We start from the raw sequence: 24,952 nt of genomic DNA on the forward strand, positions 1-24,952 counted from the left end.
ATGATCAGCAATATCGAAAGGGAATTCGAGGCCATTGCAGACACCTGGTCGCCGCGCGTCGTCGCCGATGTGAACGGTCAGTGCGTGAAGCTGGCAAAGCTGAAAGGCGAGTTCGTCTGGCACGACCATGCGGATGAGGACGAACTGTTCTTCGTGGTCAAGGGCGAACTGACGATCCGGTACCGCGATCGGGAAGACGCCGTTCTGAGCGCCGGAGACCTGCACGTCGTGCCCAAGGGCGTCCAGCACAATCCGATCGCGCAGGACGAGTGCTGGGTGATGCTTTTCGAACCCGCAGAAACCAAACACACAGGCGATGTCATCGTCGAAGGCACCAAGTCGGCCGCGCAGCAGCGCGCCCATCTGCAAACCGAGACCCTGCAGTCGAACGATGCCTGACCGGAGGAGGTATTCCCATGAGCTACAAGAACTTCACAGTCGAAACCGACGCTGACGGCATTGCCGTGATCACCTGGGACATGCCTGAAAAGTCCCTGAACGTCATTGATCTGACAGTCATGGATGAACTTGACGCGATCATCGACCGTGTCGCTGAGGACGAGGCCATCACCGGTGCCGTGATCCACTCCGGAAAGGCGGCGTTTTCCGGCGGCGCAGACCTGACCATGATGGAAGGCCTCCTGAAGGACTTCCACGTCAAGCGGGGGGCCGACCCGGAAGGTGCGGCCAAGCTGCTCTACGAAGGCTCCCGGCGTCTGACGCTCATCTACCGCAAACTGGAAACATGCGGAAAACCGTTTGTCGCCGCCGTCGCCGGCACCTGCATGGGTGGCGGCACGGAGCTGGCGCTCGCCTGTCACGCCCGCGTTGCCGACGAGGGCCTGAAAATGGGTCTTCCGGAAGTCAAGGTCGGGCTCTTTCCGGGAGCAGGCGGCACGCAACGCGTCATGCGCATGACCGACGGCCAGCAAGGCATGCAGTTCCTGCTGCAGGGACGGACCTTGCGGGCCCCCCAGGCCCTGCAGATGAAGCTGATCAACGAGGTCACAGGCACGAAGAAACTGGTCGGGGCGGCGAAGAAGCTGCTGAAAGGCGGCGTTGATCCGGTCAAGGACTGGGACAAGAAGGGCTTCAAGTTGCCGAACGGCAAGGTCTATTCTCCTGCCGGTTTCCAGTTCTGGCCTGCAGCGAATGCGATCTACCGCCGCGAGACCTACGACAATTATCCCGGCGCGCGCTATCTCCTGAGCGCTGTCGTGGAAGGCCTGCAACTGCCGATGGATCTCGCGCTCCAGGTGGAGAGCCGGTATTTTGCGAAAGTTCTGCAGACCCCGGAAGCGGCCAACATGATCCGCTCCTTGTTCGTTTCCATGCAGGAGCTGAACAAGCTTGCCCGCCGCCCGGCCGACCAGAGGCCGAACAAGATCAGGAAAGTCGGCATCCTCGGAGCCGGTTTCATGGGTGCCGGTATCGCCTACGTCTCCGCGAATGCAGGCATCGACGTCGTTCTGATCGACCGCGACCAGGAAGCCGCGGACAAGGGCAAGGCCCACTCGGACGAGTTGATGAGCAAGGCCATCAAGCGCGGACGGGCGAGCGCAGAGCAGAAGGACAAGCTGCTCGCGCGGATCACGCCGACCACGGACTATGAGGCACTTGCCGATTGCGATCTTGTCATAGAAGCCGTGTTCGAGGACCGCGACATCAAGCGCACGGTCACGCAGGCTGCCGAAGCTGTCATGAAGTCGCGCGCCATTTTCGCCTCCAACACCTCGACGCTTCCGATCACCTCCCTCGCGCAGGCCTCCAAGCGGCCCAAGAACTTCATCGGGATCCACTTCTTTTCACCCGTGGACAAGATGATGCTTGTGGAGGTGATCCTCGGCAAACGCACGTCAGACCGGGCGCTTGCCATGGCGCTCGACTATATCAAGGCCATCAAGAAAACACCCATCGTCGTCAATGACAGCCGCGGTTTCTACACCTCCCGCGTTGTCATGACCTATATCCGCGAAGGGTTGATGATGCTCGGTGACGGCGTTCCTGCCGCGATGATCGAGAATGCCGGAAAAATGGCGGGCATGCCGGTTGGACCGCTTTCCCTGGGAGACGAGGTCGCGCTTGACCTTGCGTGGAAAATCGTCTCCGCAACGCGCAAGGACCTTGGCGTGAAATATGTCGAGGGACCTCTCGACAACATTCTTGAAGACATGGTCGTCAAGAGAGAGCGTTTCGGCCGCAAAAACGCGAAGGGCTTCTATGACTACAAAGGCAAGGACAAGAAGCTCTGGCCCGGCCTGACGGACGTCACAGGCCAACCCAAACCGGCGGCCGCCTTCAACATTGAAGAACTCAAACAACGCCTCCTGGTGATGCAGGCTCTCGAAACGGCACGTATTTTCGAGGAAAAATGCCTGGCTGACGTTCGCGAAGCCGATGTCGGGTCCATTCTGGGTTTCGGCTTTGCGCCCTACACGGGCGGGACGCTCAGCTATATCGACATGATGGGAACAGCGGCCTTTGTCGACATCTGCAAGAAGTTTACCCGCAAATGGGGGCCCAGGTTCAAGCCCAACAAGCTGTTGCGCGACATGGCCAAGGAAAACGAGACGTTCTACGGAAAGTTTCCGCCAAAAGCTGATGATTCCACCCGGGAGGCCGCATAACACTTTTGAACCATCTCACTCGTTGAGATGGTTCGTTTCATCTGGAAAGACGCACGAATTGCGTGCCGAATCTTGATCCTTGGGGCTCAGTCATGCACAGTCCCTCTTGAAGTGTGCACGAATTGGCCGGAGACAGGAATGCCGCTTGAAGGCGAATGGGCACGCGCAGACGTGTTCCGGGTCTTGCGAGACATAAGTTCAAACTGCGATTTGAACTGGCCGCAAGTCGCGGAACGCTATGGCTTTGATCTGGCGAGCATCGACGATCCACTGGGCGTGGTTCCGATTCCTGCCTGGCATGGCGTTTTCGAAGAGGTTGCCAAAACCCTCGACAACGATGGTGCCATGTTCGACCTCTTCAACAATGTCGACATCGGCAGCTTCCACCTCTTCGACTACCTGTTCTCCTGTGCCCCGACGCTCAGGGATGCCTGTCAGGCATGGGTCAAGTTCATTCCGATCAGGACGAACGCCTACCGCCTGGTCTTTGAGGAGGATGACACGGGCGGATATGTCGAGTGGCCTATCCTGGAAGGGCGCGGCGAATGGCGGCAGAACATGTTCGCCAGGATCGGATGGGCCACCCAGATGCTGGAACGGGCGCTGGAGCAACAGGTTCCGCCGGTCCTGATCGAATTGGCCACCTCGCCTCCAAGGAAAAAATCAGCTTTCCAGAAAAAGTACCAGGGCCGGCTCAAGTTCGGCGCTTCGCACAATCGCATTTTCATACCGAAGGCGCTGCTGAACAGGCCGCTTCGCCAGAGCGACAACCACCTTTACCAGATCATACTTAAGTCGGCAGTGGAGGAACTGGACAGTTTCGGTCAACTGGAATCGCCGCTGACAAGGATCGCCAATGAAGTCGCCTCCAACCTCGCACACGGTGCCTGTACCCTGCCGCATATTTCGGCAAAACTGGGCATGTCGCAGCGCGCGGTGCAAAGGCTCCTTGAACGCGAGGGCACGAGTTTTCGCAAGCTGAGCGAAGAAATCCGGCGGTCTGCCGCGGACAGGTATCTGCGCGGCACGGACCTTCCCATGAAGGAAATTGCCTATCTCATCGGCTTTTCGGAGCTCAGCACCTTCTCCAGGGCCGTCAAGTCGTGGTTCGGCATGTCGCCACGCAAATACAGGGAAGGGTCGCACCGGCACACGGCCTCCGGCGCGAATGCGCGCAAGAAACCGGACTCCATCCGCGTGATGAACGGTCCGCATCCTGCCGCGCGCCGGAAGAAACCGATCGCCCGAAAGTCACGGGTGCGGGCAGACTGACCACATGCAAGCCGGCTTCAGACGAAGCCAACAATCAATATTCACCTTGAAGAATTCCGGCACGGTGGCGATTACGGGCTGAACCACCGCCGCGCCTGAGATAAATCCGAGGTCCTCTCAGCATCCGTCACTCCACACAGATGCAGCGACTCTTTTGAGAAGCGACCCCCTCAAGCTGCAAGAGGGTCCCCTCCGGTCACGGACCAGCCTGCAGCGTGCTTTTTTATCGTCGACCGGGGGGTTCCGGTTCGGCGTTTCTTTCACCACAGGTAGAGGGTATTTCTGCCTTTTTGGGAAGTGGGCATTCCAGCTCCGGCAGACTTTTTTACCCTACCTGATAAGTACGCCACCTAAATTTGGTTGTCATTAACATGAGATCACCAGGATTTGGCTATTCGCGACATTTTGCATACGAATTCAGTAAATCCGACAAGGTTCTGATATTACGTAACAAACTGGTGCATTCAGAGGGTGCGTTGTATTTGCTGCCAATTGACCCTAACTATCATGCACAATGACAGACACCACCTCCGGAGGAATGCATGTCCGATAGCGGCCTGAGCCGATTTCTTGGCGGATCCCCCGCCCAGGTTCTCCTGCGACTTGTGTTTCTGTCATTCGTCGTCGGTATCATCCTTTCTGCGCTGAACCTCAACCCGATTGACCTCGTTCACATGGCCGTCAATTTCGTCGAACGGCTCTGGGATATGGGTTTTCATGCCATCGGCAGGCTTGGCAATTATCTCGTCGTGGGCGCGATCGTGGTCATTCCGATCTGGCTCGTCATGCGCCTTCTGGCGATGGGCAAGTCCCGGTAGGATTCTTTCCGATCAACACGCTCCTGGCGGTCCTGTGAAGGATCAGGTGCCGATCGGCCAGTTCGTCGATGTCGGTCGAATAGCCCCCGCCCAGGACACCTGCAAGCGGAAGCCCCGCCTGCCGGACCGCTTCGATGACGTATCTGTCCCGCCTTTCCAGCCCCTGGCGTGACATGTGCAGGCGGCCCAGACGGTCGTTCTGGTACGGGTCGACGCCCGCATTGTAGATGACGATGTCCCATTGATCGCGCGTGATCAGGGACGGCAAGACCTCTTCCAGGGCCAGCAGATAGGCCTCGTCCCCGGTCGCGTCGGGCAAACCGATATCGAGACTGGAAGGAACCTTGCGAACCGGGTAGTTTTTCTGGGAATGCATTGAAAACGTGAAAACATCGGGATCACCCTTGAATATATCCGCGGTTCCGTCGCCCTGATGCACGTCCAGATCGATCACCAGCGCCTTGCGAATGGCTCCGTCCGCCTGGAGCACGCGCAGTGCCACTGCAACGTCGTTGAAGACACAGAACCCTGCCCCGTGCAGCCGACGGGCGTGATGGCTTCCACCCGCCGTGTTGCAGGCAATCCCATGTTCAAGCGCGAGGTAGCCGGCAAGCACCGTGCCCCCCGTTGCGCATCTGGCGCGCAGCGCGATGTCATCGCGCATGGGAAAACCGATTTCCCTTGCGACCTTCTCCGGCACCTTGCCATTGAAGACCTGATCCACATAGGCCGGATCGTGCGCGAGTGCGACCCATTCGAACGGTGCGGGCCGGGGACGGTAGAAAGATCCGCCATCGAGCAGATTTTCCTTTCGGATCAAGTCGGCAACAGCACGGAACTTGTCCATCGGGAATCTGTGATTTGCAGGAAGATCGGCGCAGTAGGCCGGGTGATGGACGATCGGCAAGGGCATTTTCAGCACTATAGCGCGGCGACCGGCGCTTGCCAGTACCGGCGCATGCCGCCGGAAATCGTTTCCGGCGGCAATTCAATCAGGCGCTGACCGCTGACAAGCGCGCGGAACTGCGAAGCTTCATGATCGAGAACACATGCGCGGCAAGGAAGATCGGGACAAAGAACGCAGGAAACAGGACCAACGGGAAATTGTTGATGATATTCGGGTTCTCTATCGCCATGACATGCAGGAACCCCACGGACGTCATGAGCCCTGTCAGAACCGCGACTGCGAAGTCCAAGAGGCCGATGATGTTTGCCCGCCAGACCAGCGCCGTCGCATTGTCCTGGCCGGCCTCCAGCGCCCTGTAGGCCTGCCAGCCGGCAATCCCCGCCCAGATGTCGCCGACACCTGCAGGCAGTGCAAATTGCCAGGGAATGTCACCAACAGCCCAACCGACCAGAAAGATGACGCCCATCACGCGAGGGGCCTGAAAGACAATAATTTCGCGCTGATCAGCGCCTGCAAGGAGTTTCCTGCCCGCAGCGGTCGCCAGCGCAAACAGGACCAGAACGGCCGTTCCGCCAAACAGAAAAAACAGGATGTAGGGAACACCGGTTACCGTTTCCGGCGGCATGAGGATGCCAAGCTCGCCAAGGCGCGCCGCGAGGGCGTACCAGAGCCCGAAAAGAAGACCGAGTGCCGCCATCGCAACCACGGTCGAGGTCCGGGTCAGACCGGCGCGATGCGCTGCTACCGCCACAGCAGTCACGGCAAGAACCGGAAGCAGTGTCGCAAAGGCACGGACATAAAACTCAAGGAACGTTGAAAACATGCAGCATCTCCTTACTTCAATTTAGATAATGACTACATAAATTGTATTCGCTTCACAAATTGCAAGTAGCTGCCTACATTTCCCGTCATGAAAAACATTTCTCGCGCCAACTGCCCGATCCGGCGGGCAACCGACATTCTGACGGACCAATGGTCGTTTCTGATCCTTCGGGAGTTCTTTCTGGAAGGCGAGACGCGCCGTTTCAAGGATCTGCAGAATGAGCTTGGCCTGCCCCCGAACACGCTTTCCAACCGGCTGAAACATCTTGAGAATGCAGGCGTGCTGGAGCGCAAGCTTTATTCAAGTCATCCGCCGAGAGCCGAATATGTGCTGACCGAAATGGGCCGCCGGTTCGGACCGGTTCTGGAGGCAATGATCGACTGGGGCACGCTCTACCCGGACCGGGGCAGCACCAACAAAAGCGATTGACGAACGGGCCTTCTGCGGACAGAAAGGCGCAGACTTCAATCCGGGTTTTTCATGACACCTGCCGACGCAGCGGGCGATCCGCCACGCCGCCCCTTCTCCGTAACGCACAGGTCGGTTCTGGCAATCGCCGTTCCGATGACGCTCGGCTATTTGTCGACGCCCCTGCTTGGCGTGGTCGACATGGCCGTGATCGGACGCCTGGGCGAGGCCGCGCTGCTCGGCGGGATCGCGCTCGGCGGGATCATCTTCGACCTCGTCTTCACGACATTCAATTTCCTGCGTGCCGGCACGACGGGGCTGACCGCACAGGCGGTTGGCGGACAGAACGACCAAGAGGTCAAGGCGACGCTTGCCCGGGCGCTTGTCATCGCAGCGCTTGGCGGTCTTCTGGTGGTCTTGCTGCAATCCCCGCTGCTTCATGCCGGGCAGTGGTTTCTCGGCGGCAGCCCGGACGTGCAGGCGGTGACAACACGTTACTTCGATGTCCGGGTCCTGAGCGCGCCGTTTCTGCTTGCGAATTACGCAATCCTCGGCTGGTTCATCGGTCTTGGACGCGCCGGAACAGGCCTCATGCTGCAACTTTTCCTGAACGGCCTGAACATCGCGCTCAGTGTCTGGTTCGTGGTCGGACTGGGGTGGAGCGTGGAAGGTGTCGCAGTCGCGACCGTCCTGAGCGAGATTTCCACGACGCTGCTCGGCCTCGCGCTTGTTCTGAAAAGCGCCGGACGCAGGTCCTGGCCGGCGCTGCATGTCGTCTTCGACAGACGGCTCTTGATGCGCATGATGGCGCTGAACCGCGACATCATGATCCGTTCCTTCGCGCTGCTTTACGCCTATGCGTTCTTCATGGCGAGGTCGGCGGACCAGGGCGATGCCGTTCTTGCCGCGAACGCCGTTCTTGAGAAGTTCATCCTCGTGTCCGGTTACTTTCTGGACGGGCTGGCAACAGCAGCCGAACAACTGGCAGGCCGCGCGGTCGGTGCCAGATTCAGGCCCGCGTTCGACAGAACCGTGAAGCTGACCGGGGTGTGGAGTTTCGCCATGGCCGGGCTCCTTTCCCTCATCTTCCTGGTGTTCGGAAGTGCGATGATCGAGTTCATGACCACGTCGCCGGAGGTTCGCAGCCTCGGCAACGCTTACCTGATCTGGGCCGTGCTGGCACCTTTACTGGGTGTGCTTGCCTTCCAGATGGACGGCATCTACATCGGCGCGACATGGTCCGGCACGATGCGGAACATGATGCTCCTTTCCCTTGCCATCTACGTAACCGCCTACTACGCCCTGTTCCCGGTACTTGGCAATCACGGGCTCTGGCTTGCCATCTCGATTTTCCTGGGTCTGCGCGGGCTAACACTGCTGGCCGTGTGCAAGCGACGGGCCGACAGCACGTTCTCTTAGTCACGATTGCCACCGCAAAACCGACATGGACCTGAAGCTGACCTTCACTAGGGTACGGACCCATAAATGAAGCCGATTTGGCGGTAGAAATGGCAAAATCTCGCGAGGAAGCGTGCGCAGAGCGGGCGTTATGCCCGGTCAAGCACGGTGACGCTACGAGGTGAAGCCATTTTGCCGTCCTTCGGATTTGGCCGTTTCAGCCATCTGCAGCGTCGCGAAAGACTTGAAAATGAACCACATTTCCTGCGCTTTCGCTCCTCACAGTTAGTCAAAACGATCCAAACCAAATTGACTTCATTTATGAGTCCGTACCCTAAAGCGGCTCGGACGCCCAGGCATCGACGTTGGCATCGCGGGCTTCCCGCAGCGACGAGAACCCGTGTTTGTCGAGCCTTTCGGCAAGGCCGGCCAGGATGTCTCCGACCAGCCCCGGCCCCTTGAAAACCAGCGAGGAATAAACCTGAAGCAAATCGGCGCCGGCAGCGATCTTGGTCCAGGCCGTTTCGGCGCTGTCAATGCCGCCGACCCCTATGATGGGCAGGTCGGGTCCTGCCAGTTTGCGCGCACGGGCAAGAACGGTTGTGGACTTGCGAAAAAGCGGCCGGCCTGAAAGCCCTCCCGCCTCCTTGTGCGGTCCCTGCCCGCTCAGTCCCGACCGGTCCACCGTCGTGTTCGACACGATCAGCCCGTCGATGGCCTTTTCCAGGACCTCTTCGACAATGTCAGTAAGATCCTCTTCCACCACATCGGGCGCGATCTTGAGCAAAAGCGGCACGCGCCGCCCCGTCGTCTGCGCACGAGCGTCGCGCGCCACAACCACAGCCTGAAGCAGATCGGCAAGCGCAGAGCGAGCCTGAAGATCTCTCAGGCCCGGCGTGTTGGGAGACGAAATGTTGACCGTGAAATAGGACGCCAGATCCGCAAATTCCGTTATCCCGGAGACATAATCGGCAATCCGGTCGTCTGCATCCTTGTTGGCCCCGACATTGATGCCGACGATCCCGCTCTGCGCCTTCCGCGCGAGCAGGCGTTGCCGCATCGCGGCGTGACCCTCGTTGTTGAAGCCGTATCGATTGATCACGCCTTCATCGGCCGGAAGGCGGAAGACGCGCGGCCGCGGGTTTCCCGGTTGTTCCAAGGGAGTCACGGAGCCGACCTCGGTAAAACCGAAACCAAGGTCCAGAACGGCATCGGGAACGTCCGCGTTCTTGTCGAAACCGGCCGCCATTCCGAGCGGATTGGGGAAATCGAGATCCCAGTGCCTCACCTTGAGGCGCGGATCCTGCGGGGCCGGCTTCGCGGAGAGCACACCTGATTTAAGGGCAAGCACCGTGAGCCTGTGGGCATTTTCCGCATCAAGCAGATGCAGTCCCTTCAACGCCAGGCTCTGAAGAGGACCGGTTATCACGCGCTCATCTCCGGAAAGACATGGCCACCATCCGCTGACAGGGGCAACGCCTTGACCCACAGAGCATCGGCGGGCTTAAGCTCGGCGTAAAGATGCGGAAACAGGGCCCCGCCACGCGACGGTTCCCATTTGAGCGCCTCTCCGAAAGACTCGCTGTCAAAGGCGGCCAGCAGAAGATCATCCTGACCGCTGAAGTGTTTTGCCGCCGTTTCGCGCGCCTGCCCGGCCGTCGAAAAATGAATGTAGCCGTCGGCCAGGTCGACCGGCGCTCCCTTGAAGACGCCTGCCGCCTCCGCTTCCTGCCACATGGTCTTCGGGACGATTTTGAATATCAGGGTCATTTGTCTTGTGTCCGCTGCGGCATGTCAGCCGTCTTGGTGTTGGCCCGGACACTACTCACAGGCCGTCGGGCAAACAAGCCGGGAGCACGGACTTTCTGCACGCATGACAAATTCACATGGAAAATGCAAAATAGCGCTGCGTTAGGTCTTCGGAATTCGATCTCAACAGCCTACTGATGAGATGACACAAGGAACAAGTGACTCGCAATGAAGCTTCGGCCTTTCCTGGTGCCCGTGCTCCTGCTGACCGCCTTCGCGGGTCTCGTCGCATGGCTGTTGCTGGTGGAACCGCCGGCCCCGCCGCAAGAACAGCTCGCCGGGTCGCTCAGGCCCGGCATCAATGACGTCGAGAGCGATCTTGAGGCACCAGCCAAAGACGCGCAGGACGCCGCAAAAACAGTCGCTGCAAGCGAAGCCGCTGCCCCGCTTCCGGACAACATTCGCGATGTATCTCCAGATGGTGTCTCCGCGCCGGATGTGGACGGTGGCTTGACGCGGATCGAACCTTCCGAACGCTATCAGGAACTCATCAATCCTCCGGTCGAACCGGTCCCGGACGGACCGCTGGAACTCCGCCGTGTGCAGGTTCTGGACGGGGGGCGGATCAAGTCCGGCAAACTGGTTGTCACACTCGCCCATATCGAACCCATGAAAATCGACGAAACCTGTGTTGCCCGGCAGGGCGGTCTCTGGCCGTGCGGTGCGCGTGCCCGGACCTTCCTGCGCGGGCTGATCCGCCAGTTCAAGGTCACGTGCGAGAAACTCTCGGAAACGGGACCGCAACAGATCGTGGCAACGTGCAGGCGCGGAAAGATCGACCTCAGCACGCGCATGGTGCGATACGGATGGGCTGATCCGACTGCCGATGCACCCGAGGGGTTTGAAGACTTCGCCCTTCTCGCGAAACAGCGAAAACTCGGAAAGTGGAAAGACGAATGGCAGGTCGCCGCACCGCGATCCAACTGGGAAGCGGATCCGGACGCGCCCCTGCCCGGTCTTGAGGACCTTGCCCCGGAAATCGTCGAATGGAGCCAGAGCACCGACACCGATCCGGGGGGTCAGCCGTTCTTCGGCGCGGAGCCGGACATTCCCGGCGTGCTGCCTCAGCAATGATGCCGGACGTCCGCTGAGCCCGGCAAAGGACCGCCCCATTGATCAGATGCCATCCTGCCTTTTGTAAGAGCTGTGCGGGCGCTAACGTCATGCGAGGCACAAAAAAGGCGGGAACCCTGTTCCCGCCCTGTGTCGTTCCACGTTGCCGGTGTCAGGCAGCCAATTCGCCCGCGAGCGCCTTGCGGATCATCTCCCGGGTCTCGGCAATACCGTAAAGCGCCACGAACGATCCGAAACGCGGACCCTTTTCCTGGCCAAGCAGCAACTGGTAGAGCGCCGAGAACCAGGCAACCGAAACACCCGGCCCGCCGTCGGGGCCTTTCTTGTTCGGGTCCTGATAGCGTTCGATCGCGCGGGCGACGTCAAGAACGGCGTCCTGAATGGCGGCCCCGTCCGCGTCGGCAGGCAACTCAGCCAGTTTGGCGTCCAGTTGCTGCAAGGCAATGATTTCGACGTCGTCCGGCGCCTTGAAGGATTTTGTCGGCTTGACGAAGTCTTCGAAGTAACGGATCGCGTAGCCGACAAGCGCGTCCAGTTCCGGATGCGTTGCAGCCGTCACGCCCGGTGCATACCGGGAAATAAAGGCCCACAGCACGTCCTTGCTGTCCGCGTTTGACGCCGAAACAAGGTTCAAAAGCATCGCGAACGGCACGGGCATATCGATTGCCGGAATGTTTCCGGAGTGGATATGCCAGGCCGGGTTCTGCAGCTTCTGCTCAACCGGCATCTGCCCGTATTTCTGGACGAACGTGTAGTACTCGTCGACGGCCTTCGGGATCACGTCGAAATAGAGTTTCTTGGCCGTTTTGGGCTTCTGGAAATTGTAAAGTGCAAGGCTTTCCGGAGACGCGTAGGTCAGCCACTCGTCGATCGTCAGGCCGTTGCCCTTCGACTTGGAGATCTTCTCGCCCTTGTCGTCCAGGAAGAGTTCGTAGACATAATGCTCCGGAGCCTTGCCGCCGAGGATGTTGCAGATCTTGTCGTAGATGGGCGCATTGGTCTGGTGGTCCTTGCCGAACATCTCGAAGTCGACATCGAGCGCGGCCCAGCGCATGCCGAAATCCGGCTTCCACTGCAGCTTCACGTTTCCGCCTGTAACGGACAGGGTGATTTCCTCGCCCGTCTCATCATCGAAGGTGATCGTCGCATCCCGCGGATTGACGTCCTTCATCGGCACGTAAAGAACACGGCCGGATGTGGGAGAGATCGGCAGGAACGGCGAATAGGTCGCCTGGCGCTCGGCCCCCAGGGTCGGCAGCATCACGTCCATGATCTTCTGGTACTTCTCCGTTGCGCGGATCAGAACCTCGTCGAACTTGCCGGACTTGTAGTATTCGGTTGCGCTCGCGAACTCGTAGTCGAAGCCGAATGTGTCCAGAAACCGGCGCAGCATGGCGTTGTTATGCGCCGCGAAGCTCTCATAGTCACCCCCGAAAGGATTGGGCACCGCGCTGAGCGGCATCTGGAGGTAAGGTTCCAGGGCAGCACGGTCAGGAACGTTTTCCGGGATCTTGCGCATCCCGTCCATATCGTCGGAAAACGACAGCAGACGCGTCGGGATCTTGTCTTCCGTCAGCAGGCGGAACGCGGTGCGCACCATTGTCGTACGCAGGACCTCCCCGAAGGTTCCGATATGTGGCAGCCCGGACGGGCCGTATCCGGTTTCGAACAGAACCGGTTTTTCCGGATCCCGCTTGCCGATGCGTTTGACCAGTTTGCGTGCTTCTTCGAACGGCCAGGCTTTCGATTTCGTGGCCGCCTCGACAAAATCTTGCGAAAGGTCAAGCGTGGGCAGGGATTGGTCGGTCATGTTCGGGTTTCATTCTGTTGAATTTGATGGATAAGGCGCAAATTCCGGCTGCCAAGCTCGCAGCCGGCCTGATGTTGCGGCGCGACACTAGAAAAGCACGGACCAAAGGTCAATCAATTGTCGCATGTGGTCGACTTGAAGCTTTCCCGCCAACCCTTTATACCACCCGTCGCAAATCAGATCATGTCTGAGCGTGTTTTTGCCCAACCACCGGCGCACTGGAGAATGAATAGTGTCTAACAATGAACCGATCAGCGTTCAGGAAGCCCTCATCTACGTGATGGTGATTGTGTCCGCGTCAGACAATGCGATGACCGACAAGGAACTGGCCACGATCGGTGACATGATCAAGATGTTGCCGGTGTTCGGCGACTATGACGGCAACCGGATCATTCCCGCCGCGCAGCGCTGCGGTGATATTCTCCAGGAAGAAAACGGCCTGTCGCTGGTTCTGGAACTGGTCGGTGATGTCCTGCCACCCAAGCTTTACGACACGGCGTACGCACTGGCGGTGGAAGTCGCCGCAGCCGATCTTCACGTGGAACAGGAAGAGTTGCGGATCCTTCAGATGCTGCGCGACCGTTTCCGTCTGGACAAGCTGACGGTTGCCGCTATCGAGCGCGGCGCAATCGCCCGCCACCGGACCGTCTGATCCCCTGTTTCCAGCATTCGATTTGAGTGATCTGCGGCGCTGAAAAAAGCGCCGGATTTCGCATGCGCTCAGTTCAGGCTCCGGATCGCATCCGGCAAGTCGAGCGAAAACGGCGGGATGGCAACGTGGAACCTGGATCCATCCGGCCGCTCCATCGCGTAGGAACCGGCCATGATGCCGCTGTCGGTCGAGAGCGGACAATGAGAGGAATATTCATAGGTTTCCCCCGGCTCAATCACCGGCTGTTCGCCGACGACCCCTTCACCGCTTACCTCTTCCTGGCGGCCCAGCGCGTCCGTGATCTGCCAATAGCGCGTTTTCAGCTGTACGGGCTCGGGACCACCATTATGGATCTCGATCATGTAAGCCCAGATGAACTCGCTCTCTTCCGGTTTCGACTCGTCGTCCAGATAAAACGGTTCTACCGATACCTCGATCCCCTGCGTAATGGCGCTGTAGCTACCTGACACGGTTGTTCCTTCACTTCCGGGCATTCGCCCACAACTTCAGGAAGGGCTTATAGGGCGAATGACATAAGCGTGAAAGAGTCTTACTTGTGATTTCCTGAAGGATTTTGCATTTACAGCGCTGTTTCCTCCAAGTCAGGTGGCTTTTCAAGTGTTTGACGCCCGCATCCGCCCCATGATCGACCCGGTTCTGAACCGCCTCGGAGCGCTTCTGGCCGCGACGGGTATCGGCGCCAATGGCGTGACGCTGATCGGATTCGGCCTGGGCATCGGCGCTGCGGTCGCGATTGCGACAGGTTACTTTCTGCTCGGCTTCGTGCTGATCGCGCTCAACCGGATCGCCGACGGTCTGGACGGCGCGATTGCGAGAGTGACCGGGAAAACCGATCTTGGCGGATATCTCGACATCTCGCTCGACTTCTTTTTCTACGGTGCGATCCCGCTCGCCTTTGCCATCCAGGACCCTGCCAGCAACGCGCTTCCTGCTGCCGCCCTGCTTTGCAGTTTCTACGCCAACGGATCAGCCTTTCTCGCCTTTGCGATCATGGCGGAGCGGCGCGGGCTGACGACAGACCAGCAAGGCTCCAAATCCCTCTACTATATCGGTGGGCTCGCAGAAGGCACCGAGACGATCGTGCTGTTCTTGCTGATGGCCCTACTGCCGGGCTGGTTTCCGGTGCTGGCCTGGGGATTTGCGGCGGTCTGTTTCGTGTCCGCGGGTGCGCGCGTGCTGATCGGCGTGAAGTCCCTCGACAACAGTGGCAGCAACGACTAGCAGACGCTAGTCGATCGGATGCCGGCAGCAGAAACGCCAGAACTGTTCCGCCGCGTATGACCTTGCGGTTCCCTGTCTGCGGACGAAACCGAAACTGCGCGGCGCCTCCGGTGACAGGTTCAGCACGCGATACCGCCCCTCACTTTTCGGCAAGGCCATTTCCGCAATGATGGAGATGCCGAGCCCTGCCTCCACCAGGGCAAGGATCGAGTTGACCTGCAGGATCGTGTGCGTGACTTTCGGCGAAACATCGGCGGCCGCGAACCAGCGTTCCACCAGGGGCCCGCTGCCCCCCTTGGTCAGGATAAACGGATAGCCGGCCATTTCTTCCGGCGTCACGCGTTCGCGGCCGGCAAGGGGATGCCCGTCGCTGACGAGCCCAACAAGCCGGTCACTTGCGACGGAAGCAATTTCGAGCGTTTCAGCGTCCGTCAGGGACATGATCGCAAGGTCGACAATTCCGTCCTCGAGCGCCTCTTCAAGTTCTTCATCCGGAAACTCGAGGATCTCCACTCTGATCCCGGGACAGGCGCGGGCAAAGTCTGAGAGGGTTCGCGGCAGGATCTGAAACGACGCGGATGAGCCGAATGAGCCGAGCCGAACCGTCCCGGTTCGGTTGCTTCTTGCGTCTTCCAGACGGGCCAGCAGTTGATCGTGCAGAAGATCGGCCCGGTGTGCGTAGTCGGCAACCGCCACGCCCTCTTCCGTAAGGCCAAGTGGACGGTTTCCCCGCCGAAGCAACTGCGTGCCGAGATTGTGTTCAAGCTGGGCAATGCCCTTGCTGACGGCAGGCTGGCTGACGCCCAGAATGCGCGCGGCCTCCGAAACGCTGCCAAGCGAGCGGACCAGGGCGAGTGCCCGGGCGACAGACAGGGGAATATCGACGGAGGCCATTACAGTATAACCCTTGGTTATTTTCCTATTAAGAATATATCTGAAATTTATTTTGCGTCCAACACCAAACCCGGATGCGCCCGATGAATTTCGAAACCTGGCTGGCCTTCGTGGCCGCTTCCCTTCTTCTGACCATGACACCCGGCCCGAGCATTGTTCTCGGAATGGTCCATTCCCTTCACTTCGGCATTGGCAAGACCTTCTTCACCGCCCTTGGCGATATCAGCGCGAACATGGTGCAGATGCTTGTCGTTGCCGCTGGCCTGGGTGTTGTTCTTGCGCAGTCCGCACTGGCTTTCTCGGTGATCAAATGGACCGGTGTCGCGGTCCTGCTCTTCATGGGCTGGCGTCAATGGCGCGCGCCGGCCTCGCTACAGGCAAGAACAGGAACAAGCATCCGCGATGGCCGCAGACACCTGTTCCTGTCGGGGTTCCTGGTCGCCATCAGCAACCCGAAAGCACTTGTTTTCTTTACCGCCTTTTTCCCTCAGTTCATCGATCCGGCACGGCGGCTCGATGCACAGCTTCTTGTCATGTGCCCGACAATCGCCGCACTCGACTTTCTGTTCGTGATGCTCTACGCGGCGGGCGCAAACGGGATGCTTGGCTTCCTCAGGCAAAGGCCCCGGTTGCTCAATCGGCTGAGCGGTTCGGTTCTGATGAGCGCAGCAGCCTTTCTGGGGCTGGTCAGCAAGAGCACCTAAATCGAAACGACAGACGTGGTCTGCCTCAACGCCCCTCATGAAAGCGTTCGATCCATGCCGCTTGTCTGAAAATGAAAACGGACTGCCGCTGGTTTCCAGCAGCAGTCCGCCTTCTGGACAAAAGATACCCCGGAAAGCACAAGGATATGCATCCGTTGCCGGGACCCGGAGCTACCATCTAGCAGCAGCGCGATCTCGTTTTGTGTGCTTGTCCCGCACCTTGGAACCGTATTTCATACAAAGTGTTGCTGCGGAAAGGGCGGCGATTCCGACGTCCCGATATTCCTGGTGCAGCGCAGGCAGGCTTTCCGGACCTGCACTCCGGCGTACGTTTCGCTCAATGATGTCTTCGAGCGTTGGAATGGTTGCCGCCTGCTCATTCGAAAAACGATGTGTCATGTCTTTACCCCTTTTCTGGTTGCACTGGGGTAGACGTCACAAGGAACATGCCAAAAACGACTTTCATTTTTTACATATATTTTTCAATATTTTAGCCCCACCCTTTCGCCCTACGGCGTCTGTCCGGCTTTCGAAATTGCGAAGTCTTTTCAATTTTGGGCAAAGACTGGGCGTGGCTACAACCGCTTGCACCAGCGTGCCAAAGAGCCAAGGTCTTATGCGCGCGTCTCGGCGAAGCGGTCTCTGCGGGTTTTCTTCAAGACCGAACAGCCTGCCAACGAAAATCCTTTACTCCGACGCCTCAATTCGGGCTAATCGACGTCCACTCAGGAAGACCAAAAGGGAAAGCCATGGCTCTGATCAACTATGTGACCCGTGTCCAGTTCGGGTCTGGCGAACTCGCTACATTGAAAACGGAGCTGGAACTGGCCGGGATCTCGCGTCCCATGATCGTGACGGACAAGGGCGTCCGCCAGCTCGGGTTTCTCGACCGGATCGAGGCGGTTCTCGGCGGAACCCCGGCGGGTATCTTCGACGACACCCCCGGCAACCCGAACGAAGCCGCGGTCAGGGCCGCAACCGCGCTTTTCAAGGACATCGGCGCCGACGGGATCATCGCGATCGGAGGTGGATCTGCCCTTGATCTTGCAAAGGCCGTTGCCATCCTGGCGGCCCATGGCGGCACGCTCAAAACCTATGCCGTCATCGAGGGCGGACTTGAGAAAATCACCGACAAAACCTGGCCCACCATCGCGATCCCGACCACCTCGGGCACCGGCAGCGAGGTCGGACGCGGGGCGATCGTCATCCTGGAAGACGGCCGCAAGGTCGGTCTGCTGTCCCCTCACCTGATCCCGAAAACAGCCATCGTCGATCCGGACCTGACCATGACACTGCCGCCGATGCTGACGGCTGCAACCGGCATGGACGCTATCTCGCATTGCATCGAGACCTATCTTGCCCCGTCCTTCAATCCGCCTGCTGACGGGATCGCGCTTGAGGGGCTGAGGCGCGCCTGGACCAACATCCAAACGGCAACGGAAAACCCGGAGGACCGGGATGCGCGTGCCAATATGGCAATTGCCGCCACGATGGGGGCCATGGCGTTCCAGAAGGGGCTCGGCTGCGTTCACAGCCTGAGCCACGCGCTCGGCGGGCTGAACCCGAAACTCCACCACGGCACGCTGAATGCGGTGTTCATGCCGGCGGTTCTGGACTTCAACAGGACCGCCCCGGCCCGGGGCGGGGAAGACAAGTATGCGCGCATGGCAGAGGTTATGAATCTCCCTGCCGGATCCGAGGTCAGAACCGCAATCAGCGACATGACTGCGGCGATCGGTTTGCCCGTCAGCCTGTCGGAGCTGGGTGTTGAAAGGGATCTATTCGACCGGATCATCGCCGGTGCACTTGCCGACCACAGCCACAAGACCAATCCGCTCGAGGCAACGGCAGAGGACTACCGCCGGATGCTGGAGGCCTCTTTCTGAACCCGGCCGGGTGCTCCACTCAAGGTGCGCTAAAGACCGTCGGAGAGTTTCCCAGTCGCAACGACGGTTTCGAAATACTCCACTTTCAGGTCGAATGATTTCAGGAGCTTTTGCGTGCTCGGCTTGACGACGGCGTCGTCGAACGCACCCTTTTCGAAATGCCCCGCCGAGGCCAGATCCGACCAGAGGCTCATGACCACCAGCTCCTGATCCTGGCCCTTGACCTTCACGGCCAGAGACGCGCCCAGATGCCCCGGGAGTTCCGCCATCTCCGCGAAGGTCGTTCTTTCCAGATGCTCCGCATATTGCCGCAGAACGTCTTCAGAGCCTGCAACCGCGCGCCACCAGCGAATGATCATGTGTCCCTCGCATTCATCAATGCCGTTTCAGCCGGCATCGAAACCACAAAGCAGTTGGCGCCCTCAAACAGCGGCAAGCGCCTTTTCGACGTCTTCCAGCAGATCCAGCGGATCTTCCAGGCCGACAGAAAGGCGCAGGATGCCGTCGGTAATCCCGAGTTCGGCGCGCGCCTCCTCGCCGATAGACTGGTGTGTCGTGGTCGCCGGATGCGTGATCAGGCTCTTGGCGTCGCCCAGATTGTTGGAGATCCGGATAATGTCGAGCGCATTGGTGAAGCGGAAGGCGGCTTCCTTGCCACCCTCGATCTCCAGCGCGACCATCGTCGAACCGCCGCGCATCTGCGTGCGGGCAAGCTCGGCCTGCGGATGGTCGTCGCGGCCCGGATAGATCAGGCGGCTGACCTTGGCCTGCCCGGCAAGGAAATCGGCAATCTGGCCTGCGCTCTCGGTCTGGCGGGCAACGCGGATCGGCAGCGTTTCAAGACCTTTCATCAGAACCCAGGCGTTGAACGGGCTCATGTGCGGGCCGGTATGCTTGACGAACGGCATCACTTCCTCGGAGATCCACTCCTCGTCCGACAGGACAACGCCGCCGAGGCAGCGCCCCTGGCCGTCGATATGTTTCGTTGCGGAATAGACGACGACGTCCGCGCCGAGTTGCAGCGGAGACTGGTAAAGCGGCGTTGCAAAGACATTGTCGACGATCAGGCGCGCGCCGGCGGACTTTGCAATCTCCGCGACCGCCGGGATGTCGATGATCTCCAGTGTCGGGTTGGTCGGGCTTTCCAGGAAGAGCGCGCGCGTGTTCGGACGCACGGCCGCTTTCCACTGGTCGATGTCGGTGCCGTCGACCAGCGTGCTTTCCACTCCGTAGCGCGGCAGCAGGGTTTCGCAGATGTAGCGGCAGGACCCGAACAGGGCCTTGGCCGCGATCACGTGATCCCCCGCCCTGACCGACGCCATCAGGGCGAGATTGACGGCGGCCATGCCGCTTGCCGTGCCGCGCGCGGCTTCCGCGCCCTCCAGCGCCTTGATGCGGTCCTCGAACATGGAAACGGTCGGATTGGCATAGCGCGAATAGACAAAGCCCGGGTCTTCGCCGTTGAAACGGGCTTCCGCAGCTTCGGCATTGTCGTAGACAAACCCTTGCGTCAGGTACATGGCTTCCGAGGTTTCACCAAAGGGAGACCGCATGGTGCCGCCGTGAACCAGTGAGGTTGCAGGACGCCAGCTCTTGTTGGTGGACTCAGTCATTTTCATTCGCTCCAAACGCAAAAAACCCCAGCCTCAAGACCGGGGTTCGCACCTCCGGCCTTTTTTAGCGACTTGTTTAACGTGGCTGCAAGCCGGCCGGCCCAAATCACCACGAAGTGGCTCTGTCCTATGCGATAATGCAGCAAGGGTCAATCACCTTTGGCGAAAGTTCCCGTGAACGGACAAAGCCTGTTGGCGCGGGCCAGCCGATCCTTTAAGGATTCCAATAAGGAAAAACGACGGGAATTCTTCATGAACGGGACAACGGGGCAGACATTGAACGGAAGCGCGACACTTGCAGCCAGCGGCATTCTGCCGGAGCGGATCATCCACGCGATGTTTGACGCAGGTGAAATCGCAGCCGACGCGCCACCTGTCAGCGGGCAGATCCAGCCGGCCAGTCTCGATCTCCGTCTTGGAGCCAAGGCCTACCGGGTCCGTGCCAGCTTTCTGCCAGGTCCCGAGATCCGGGTCGCCGACCGGCTGGAAGAGCTCAAGCTTCATACCGTCGACCTGAAGGATGGCGCGGTTCTGGAAACCGGCTGCGTCTATATCGTGCCGCTGCAGGAAAGCCTTGCGCTGGCCCCGGACATTTCTGCGACCGCCAACCCGAAGAGCTCCACCGGACGGCTGGACGTGTTTACCCGCGTCATAACCGACAATGGCCTTGCCTTCGATACCGTGCCCGCAGGCTACACCGGCCCGCTTTACGCAGAGATTTCGCCCCTCACCTTTCCGATTCTTGCCCGCAGCGGCTCCCGCCTCAGCCAGATCCGTTTCCGGCGCGGGCACTCCATCATCGCCGATGACGTGCTTCAGGACGTGCACCGGACTCATACGCTGATGAGCGGTGGCAACGAACGGATCGGCGGTGGTGTCCAGCTCTCGATCGACCTTGAAGGCGACGGGCCGGGCAGCCTGATCGGCTACCGCGCGAAACATCATTCGGGCCTGATCGACGTCGATGTCGTCGGAGCGCAGGACCCGCTGGATTTCTGGGAACCGATTTACCGGCGCAGCAAGGGTGAGTTGATCCTCGATCCGGACGCGTTTTACATCCTTGTCAGCCAGGAAGCGGTGCACGTGCCGCCGGATTATGCGGCCGAGATGGTGCCGTTCGATCCGCTCGTCGGGGAATTCCGGGTGCATTATGCCGGCTTCTTCGATCCGGGCTTCGGACACGCAGGCGCCGGCGGCATCGGGTCGCGCGCGGTCCTGGAAGTGCGCTCACACGACGTTCCCTTCATCGTGGAACACGGTCAGACCATCGGCCGCCTCGTTTATGAACACATGGCCGAACGCCCCGAAACCCTTTACGGCGAAGGCATCGGATCGAACTATCAGGGCCAGGCCCTCAAACTGTCGAAACACTTCAAGGTTCCTGCCTAGTCCCGTTCCCGGCGGGACCGGTATGCACGCCAGATCACCAACATGAATTTCAAGACCGTCACCCGTGAATACGAAGGCTATCTGGAAGACCGCAAGTCTCGGTTTCTGGCCCATCTTGTTCCCTACGAACGGTTTGACGAGCGTCTTGAGGAGTTGCGCCGGGAACACCGGAAGGCCAACCATGTCGTCACCGCGCACCGCCGCCTTCTCGATGACGGCCGGGTCGAGGAAAGCGGCAAGGATGACGGAGAACCTGCCGGTACATCCGGCATGCCGACCCTGCGGGTCCTTCAGGGCGCTGATCTGATCAACTGCGCGGTGCTTGTCGTGCGTTACTTCGGGGGTACGAAGCTCGGCGGCGGCGGACTTGCCCGCGCTTATTCCGGCGCGGCACAGGACGCTATCGGCCACGCCAAGCTGGTCCCGTTCCGCAAGATCGTCTCCAGAACGGTCAGCGCGGATTTTGCCGCGAGTTCCGATCTTGAACGCAGGATCGAAGCGCTCGGTGTGACCGTCGTGGCGCGGGATTACACCGAGGCCGGCGTTGAGTTGACTGTCGAGGGACCGGAAGAGGTTCTGGCAGCGCTATAGTTTCGTCTGGAAGCTCGCCGTTCATTTCAAGTCAACCACCTGCCCCAACCTTCATCCTGAGGAGGGCCGACAGGCCCGTCTCGAAGTATGGGCCGCGCATCCTTCGAGACAGCGCTTCCGCGCTTCCTCAGGATGAGGCTGGTGTTTCATGGCGGCTCGCGGCTTTGCCAGGCGATCGAACAACCGTTCGCCGGACGCTCCCCTCTCCGCCGTCATCCCGGACGAACGCAGAGAGATCCGGGACCGGGGAACCCGGGTCTGTCGAAAAGACACATGGAAACCGTTGGAGCTGTGCCACCCCGATCCCGGCTCGCGCTGCGCCTGGCCGGGATGACGACGTCATTTTGGCCTGAGGACGTCCAGGCACATCGGTTCTCTTGTCACCGGAACCTCATCCCGAGGAGGGCCGACAGGCCCGTCTCGAAGGATGGGCCGCGCACTTCCAAAGTAGCCGCGCATCCTTCGAGACAGCGCTTCCTCAGGATGAGGTCCTTTTGGGCAAAAAAAGAAGGTCAATCGTCTCCAGAACAAGAGCTCCACGGAAAGAGCACAGCCTTTCTGGCCCGCCCTCAGGCCACGATCACCGCGGCCCCTTCCCTGCGGGCGTCGCCGATACCGGAAAAGGTGCCTTGGCTATCGGTGCTGACGGCATGCACACCGCCGAAAAACATGTTCTTTTCGGGCCACAGGCGATGGTCGGCGAAGCGGTCGGTCAATGTGGATATGTCAGCGTCGGCGCCGGGCAATTCCAGGTCAAGATGACCGTCTTCAACGTGAAGCCGCGACGCGCGAACAGCGTCCTCAAGCGCCGTCTCATCCAGGCAAAGACGCGCCACCACCTGGAAGACCGCCGAGCGGATGCGGCTGGATCCGCCGGACCCGAGCGCGATCAGGCGTTCGCCCGGCATGTCGATCAACGCCGGGCACATCATGGAGGCCAGCCGCTGGTCCGTAGGCCAATCCGCGGAACCATGCGGATTGACGTCTTCTTCGCCGAGAATGTTATTCAGCATGAAGCCGTAGCCGCCGACGATTTCGCCATTTCCGGTGCCGTTGGAGACGGTGACCGAACAGGCATTGCCTTCGGCATCAACTGTCGAGATGTGGGTTGTGCCCTGCTGGCGCACCAGGCGGTCCAGAAGCGACTGGAGATCGCCGCGCGCGGACAGTCTTGCGCAGTCCGCCGCTTCAAGGGCACCGGCAAATGCGGTCCTGCCGCGGCCTTCAAGATGCATAAGCGCATACCGGATCAGCGCACCTCCGGCAGCCGGAGGCGGGTTGAGATGAACGGTGGCCGCGCCGACTTTGAATGACAAAGGTGCACGCGGTTCCATCCGGTAGCCCGTCAAGTCATCTTGAGTGAGATATCCGCCAAGCTCCTGCTCTTTCAGGATCTGGCCTGCAATCCCGGTCTGGAGCCAGTCCTTTTTCGCCAGTTCCTCGTACATGTCGCCAAGGCCGGGATTGCGGAACACAGATCCGGCAACGGGCAGATCGCCAGTTGGCGCAAAAAGGGCACGGGCCGCTTCTGTCGCCGTCAGGATCGGGCGAACCACGGTCGACAGGTAGTGCTGATAATCAGTAACAACGTGGCCAGTCCGGGCCGCCACGATAGCGGGCGAAAACAGGTCGGCGAAGGGCAACGTTCCGCCTTGCCGGTGCAGCGCAGATAAGCCGGCCAGAAAACCCGGCGTGGCAACAGTCGCCGGTCCGATGTGAAACACCTGGGTCGCCGAACCGAAGTCGGCGGTGATGCTGTGAAAGCCTTCAGCGGGTCTGTCGCGCTTCTGCCTTGGTGTTTGCGGAAAGAAGTCGAGCAAGGTGGTCTTGCCGCTCCCGGCGTTGCGCAACATGGCAAAGCCACCGCCGCCGGGAGAGGCCAGCACCGGTTCGCAGACACAGGACATGGCAAGCGCGGCAATCGCCGCATCAATTGCGTTGCCGCCATTGCGCAGCATGTCCGCGCCGGCTTCTGCGGTCAGCTGGTGACCGGCCGCGATGCTGCCCTTTGGGCTGTGCGTTGAACGAGTTGACATATCCCGGTCAAATCACGCGGCCTCCCGAAACGCAAGGCTTAAGAGCCGGCACGCGGACCGGTCAATCAGCCACTTTCATGCGCAGTTCCTTCAGCTCCGCACGCAATGCCTTGACCTCTTCCAGGATCAGGCCGGTATCGTCATGGATCGCCTGCCTGTTGGCATCGGCCTCCACCTCGTGCTCCTCCTGCATGGCCGAGACGATGATACCGATGAAAAGGTTCAGGACGGTGAACGCGGTACACAGGATGAACGGCACGAAAAACAGCCAGGAAAGAGGGTAGACCTCCATGACGGGCCGGACGATGCCCATGGACCAGCTCTCCAGTGTCATGATCTGGAACAGCGTGTAGAGCGAGGCTCCAAGGTCACCGAACCAGTCGGGGAAGGTTTCGCCGAACAGTTTTGTCGCCATGACGGCGAAGACATAAAACACCAGAGCCATCAGAACGACGATGGACCCCATCCCCGGCAGCGCTGCTATCAGGCCACCGATCACGCGCCGGAGCGAGGGAACGACGGAAATCAGGCGCAGGACACGCAGGATACGCAGCGAGCGGAGCACCGACATCGGCCCGGTCGAGGGCACCAGCGCAATTCCGACAATGGCAAAATCGAACAGGCTCCACGGGTCCTTGAAGAATTTCAGACCGTGCGCGTAAAGACGCAGCATCAGCTCGACCACGAAAATGCCGAGGATGATGCGGTCGACCGTCACGAGCAGTGTGCCAAAATTGTCCATCATCCAGGGACTTGTTTCCAAGCCAAGCGTCACCGCGTTCAGCATGATGATCCCGATGATGCAGAATTCCCAATTGCGCGATGTGACCAGCGCCTTGACCTGATTTCGCATGTATCCGACCTGGAGTTTGTCCGTGAACCGAAGCGCTTGCGCGCCGGCGCGAACATGGCGATTTTTGCACCGCAGCGCAAGATGCCGGACAGCAGGAGAGGCAAAGTTCAGAGCTTGACAGTTTTGCTCTGTCGGATCAGTAATCG

At 59.9% G+C, this 24,952-nt stretch carries 25 protein-coding genes and 1 riboswitch; of the genes, 13 read left to right on the forward strand and 12 right to left on the reverse strand.

What is annotated here, in order from left to right:
• The 4 genes from RBB49_RS00825 (at position 1) to RBB49_RS00840 (ending at position 4,717) form a co-directional block, all read left to right on the forward strand.
• Positions 1-399: a cupin domain-containing protein gene (locus RBB49_RS00825; protein ID WP_306140748.1), complete on the forward strand. Its 399-nt coding sequence runs from the start codon at positions 1-3 to the stop codon at positions 397-399.
• A gap of 17 nt (positions 400-416) precedes the next feature.
• On the forward strand, positions 417-2,627 hold the full coding sequence (locus RBB49_RS00830; RefSeq protein WP_306140749.1) for a 3-hydroxyacyl-CoA dehydrogenase NAD-binding domain-containing protein: 2,211 nt from the start codon (positions 417-419) through the stop codon (positions 2,625-2,627).
• A 138-nt stretch (positions 2,628-2,765) separates the two neighbouring features.
• Positions 2,766-3,899 carry an AraC family transcriptional regulator gene (locus tag RBB49_RS00835; RefSeq protein ID WP_306140750.1) on the forward strand — a complete coding sequence of 378 codons (1,134 nt, stop codon included), beginning with the start codon at positions 2,766-2,768 and terminating at the stop codon, positions 3,897-3,899.
• 542 nt (positions 3,900-4,441) lie between these two features.
• A complete protein-coding gene (locus RBB49_RS00840; protein ID WP_306140751.1) occupies positions 4,442-4,717 on the forward strand; it encodes a DUF6460 domain-containing protein in 276 nt (91 codons plus the stop codon).
• Here the strand turns inward: RBB49_RS00840 and RBB49_RS00845 are convergent.
• Both RBB49_RS00845 and RBB49_RS00850 read right to left on the reverse strand, forming a co-directional pair.
• Complete coding sequence (locus RBB49_RS00845) at positions 4,683-5,630, reverse strand: histone deacetylase (protein WP_306140752.1); 948 nt, start codon at positions 5,628-5,630, stop codon at positions 4,683-4,685. The genes RBB49_RS00840 and RBB49_RS00845 overlap by 35 nt on opposite strands.
• 79 nt (positions 5,631-5,709) lie before the next feature.
• On the reverse strand, positions 5,710-6,447 hold the full coding sequence (locus RBB49_RS00850; RefSeq protein ID WP_306140753.1) for a hypothetical protein: 738 nt from the start codon (positions 6,445-6,447) through the stop codon (positions 5,710-5,712).
• Between the two features lie 87 nt (positions 6,448-6,534).
• On the opposite strand from RBB49_RS00850, the gene RBB49_RS00855 reads away from it, so the two are divergent.
• Both RBB49_RS00855 and RBB49_RS00860 read left to right on the forward strand, forming a co-directional pair.
• Entirely contained in the window at positions 6,535-6,876 is a 342-nt protein-coding gene (locus tag RBB49_RS00855) for a helix-turn-helix domain-containing protein (RefSeq protein WP_306140754.1), read from the forward strand.
• A 51-nt stretch (positions 6,877-6,927) separates the two neighbouring features.
• A complete protein-coding gene (locus RBB49_RS00860; RefSeq protein WP_306140756.1) occupies positions 6,928-8,274 on the forward strand; it encodes an MATE family efflux transporter in 1,347 nt (448 codons plus the stop codon).
• A 313-nt stretch (positions 8,275-8,587) separates the two neighbouring features.
• On the opposite strand, the gene RBB49_RS00865 is transcribed toward RBB49_RS00860, so the two are convergent.
• Together RBB49_RS00865 and RBB49_RS00870 are read right to left on the reverse strand one after the other, a co-directional pair.
• Positions 8,588-9,679 carry a quinone-dependent dihydroorotate dehydrogenase gene (locus tag RBB49_RS00865; protein WP_306141338.1) on the reverse strand — a complete coding sequence of 364 codons (1,092 nt, stop codon included), beginning with the start codon at positions 9,677-9,679 and terminating at the stop codon, positions 8,588-8,590.
• The gene (locus tag RBB49_RS00870) at positions 9,679-10,023 is read right to left on the reverse strand and encodes a DUF952 domain-containing protein (protein WP_306140757.1); all 345 of its coding nucleotides are present in this window, start codon (positions 10,021-10,023) and stop codon (positions 9,679-9,681) included. Before RBB49_RS00870 ends, RBB49_RS00865 begins: the two co-directional genes overlap by 1 nt.
• Before the next feature lie 207 nt (positions 10,024-10,230).
• Here RBB49_RS00870 and RBB49_RS00875 point away from each other — a divergent pair, with 207 nt between their 5' ends.
• Positions 10,231-11,136 carry a thermonuclease family protein gene (locus tag RBB49_RS00875; protein ID WP_306140758.1) on the forward strand — a complete coding sequence of 302 codons (906 nt, stop codon included), beginning with the start codon at positions 10,231-10,233 and terminating at the stop codon, positions 11,134-11,136.
• A 151-nt stretch (positions 11,137-11,287) separates the two neighbouring features.
• Here the strand turns inward: RBB49_RS00875 and RBB49_RS00880 are convergent, their stop codons facing one another.
• Positions 11,288-12,946, reverse strand: coding sequence for a lysine--tRNA ligase (locus RBB49_RS00880; RefSeq protein ID WP_306140759.1), 1,659 nt, complete (start codon positions 12,944-12,946; stop codon positions 11,288-11,290).
• 280 nt (positions 12,947-13,226) lie between these two features.
• On the opposite strand from RBB49_RS00880, the gene RBB49_RS00885 reads away from it, so the two are divergent.
• Positions 13,227-13,598 carry a tellurite resistance TerB family protein gene (locus RBB49_RS00885; RefSeq protein WP_306141339.1) on the forward strand — a complete coding sequence of 124 codons (372 nt, stop codon included), beginning with the start codon at positions 13,227-13,229 and terminating at the stop codon, positions 13,596-13,598.
• Between the two features lie 68 nt (positions 13,599-13,666).
• Here RBB49_RS00885 and apaG read toward each other — a convergent pair whose 3' ends face one another.
• Positions 13,667-14,092 (reverse strand): Co2+/Mg2+ efflux protein ApaG, encoded by a 426-nt coding sequence (apaG, locus tag RBB49_RS00890; protein ID WP_306140760.1) that lies wholly within the window; start codon positions 14,090-14,092, stop codon positions 13,667-13,669.
• 124 nt (positions 14,093-14,216) lie between these two features.
• On the opposite strand from apaG, the gene RBB49_RS00895 reads away from it, so the two are divergent.
• Entirely contained in the window at positions 14,217-14,840 is a 624-nt protein-coding gene (locus RBB49_RS00895; protein ID WP_306140762.1) for a CDP-alcohol phosphatidyltransferase family protein, read from the forward strand.
• Positions 14,841-14,846: 6 nt separating this feature from the next.
• Here RBB49_RS00895 and RBB49_RS00900 read toward each other — a convergent pair whose 3' ends face one another.
• A complete protein-coding gene (locus tag RBB49_RS00900; protein WP_306140763.1) occupies positions 14,847-15,734 on the reverse strand; it encodes a LysR family transcriptional regulator in 888 nt (295 codons plus the stop codon).
• A gap of 83 nt (positions 15,735-15,817) precedes the next feature.
• Between RBB49_RS00900 and RBB49_RS00905 the strand changes: the two genes are divergently transcribed.
• Positions 15,818-16,438, forward strand: coding sequence for a LysE family translocator (locus tag RBB49_RS00905; RefSeq protein ID WP_306140765.1), 621 nt, complete (start codon positions 15,818-15,820; stop codon positions 16,436-16,438).
• 171 nt (positions 16,439-16,609) lie between these two features.
• On the opposite strand, the gene RBB49_RS00910 is transcribed toward RBB49_RS00905, so the two are convergent.
• Positions 16,610-16,837: a hypothetical protein gene (locus RBB49_RS00910; protein WP_306140766.1), complete on the reverse strand. Its 228-nt coding sequence runs from the start codon at positions 16,835-16,837 to the stop codon at positions 16,610-16,612.
• 350 nt (positions 16,838-17,187) lie between these two features.
• Between RBB49_RS00910 and RBB49_RS00915 the strand changes: the two genes are divergently transcribed.
• Positions 17,188-18,324 (forward strand): iron-containing alcohol dehydrogenase, encoded by a 1,137-nt coding sequence (locus tag RBB49_RS00915; RefSeq protein ID WP_306140767.1) that lies wholly within the window; start codon positions 17,188-17,190, stop codon positions 18,322-18,324.
• A gap of 29 nt (positions 18,325-18,353) precedes the next feature.
• Here the strand turns inward: RBB49_RS00915 and RBB49_RS00920 are convergent, their stop codons facing one another.
• Both RBB49_RS00920 and RBB49_RS00925 read right to left on the reverse strand, forming a co-directional pair.
• Positions 18,354-18,683, reverse strand: coding sequence for a hypothetical protein (locus RBB49_RS00920; protein ID WP_306140768.1), 330 nt, complete (start codon positions 18,681-18,683; stop codon positions 18,354-18,356).
• A gap of 63 nt (positions 18,684-18,746) precedes the next feature.
• Positions 18,747-19,937 carry an O-succinylhomoserine sulfhydrylase gene (locus RBB49_RS00925; protein WP_306140769.1) on the reverse strand — a complete coding sequence of 397 codons (1,191 nt, stop codon included), beginning with the start codon at positions 19,935-19,937 and terminating at the stop codon, positions 18,747-18,749.
• A 42-nt stretch (positions 19,938-19,979) separates the two neighbouring features.
• A riboswitch (SAM riboswitch) is annotated at positions 19,980-20,060 on the reverse strand.
• Between the two features lie 129 nt (positions 20,061-20,189).
• Here RBB49_RS00925 and RBB49_RS00930 point away from each other — a divergent pair.
• Both RBB49_RS00930 and RBB49_RS00935 read left to right on the forward strand, forming a co-directional pair.
• Positions 20,190-21,326 (forward strand): 2'-deoxycytidine 5'-triphosphate deaminase, encoded by a 1,137-nt coding sequence (locus tag RBB49_RS00930; RefSeq protein ID WP_306140770.1) that lies wholly within the window; start codon positions 20,190-20,192, stop codon positions 21,324-21,326.
• A gap of 42 nt (positions 21,327-21,368) precedes the next feature.
• A complete protein-coding gene (locus tag RBB49_RS00935) occupies positions 21,369-21,917 on the forward strand; it encodes a YigZ family protein (protein ID WP_306140771.1) in 549 nt (182 codons plus the stop codon).
• Positions 21,918-22,486: 569 nt separating this feature from the next.
• On the opposite strand, the gene RBB49_RS00940 is transcribed toward RBB49_RS00935, so the two are convergent.
• Positions 22,487-23,953 carry a gamma-glutamyltransferase gene (locus RBB49_RS00940; protein WP_306140772.1) on the reverse strand — a complete coding sequence of 489 codons (1,467 nt, stop codon included), beginning with the start codon at positions 23,951-23,953 and terminating at the stop codon, positions 22,487-22,489.
• A gap of 61 nt (positions 23,954-24,014) precedes the next feature.
• Positions 24,015-24,806: an ion transporter gene (locus tag RBB49_RS00945; RefSeq protein WP_306140773.1), complete on the reverse strand. Its 792-nt coding sequence runs from the start codon at positions 24,804-24,806 to the stop codon at positions 24,015-24,017.
• Between the last annotated feature and the right edge of the window lie 146 nt (positions 24,807-24,952).

Origin of the sequence: Roseibium sp. MMSF_3412 (genome assembly GCF_030733265.1) — a bacterium.
Classification (GTDB): domain Bacteria; phylum Pseudomonadota; class Alphaproteobacteria; order Rhizobiales; family Stappiaceae; genus Roseibium.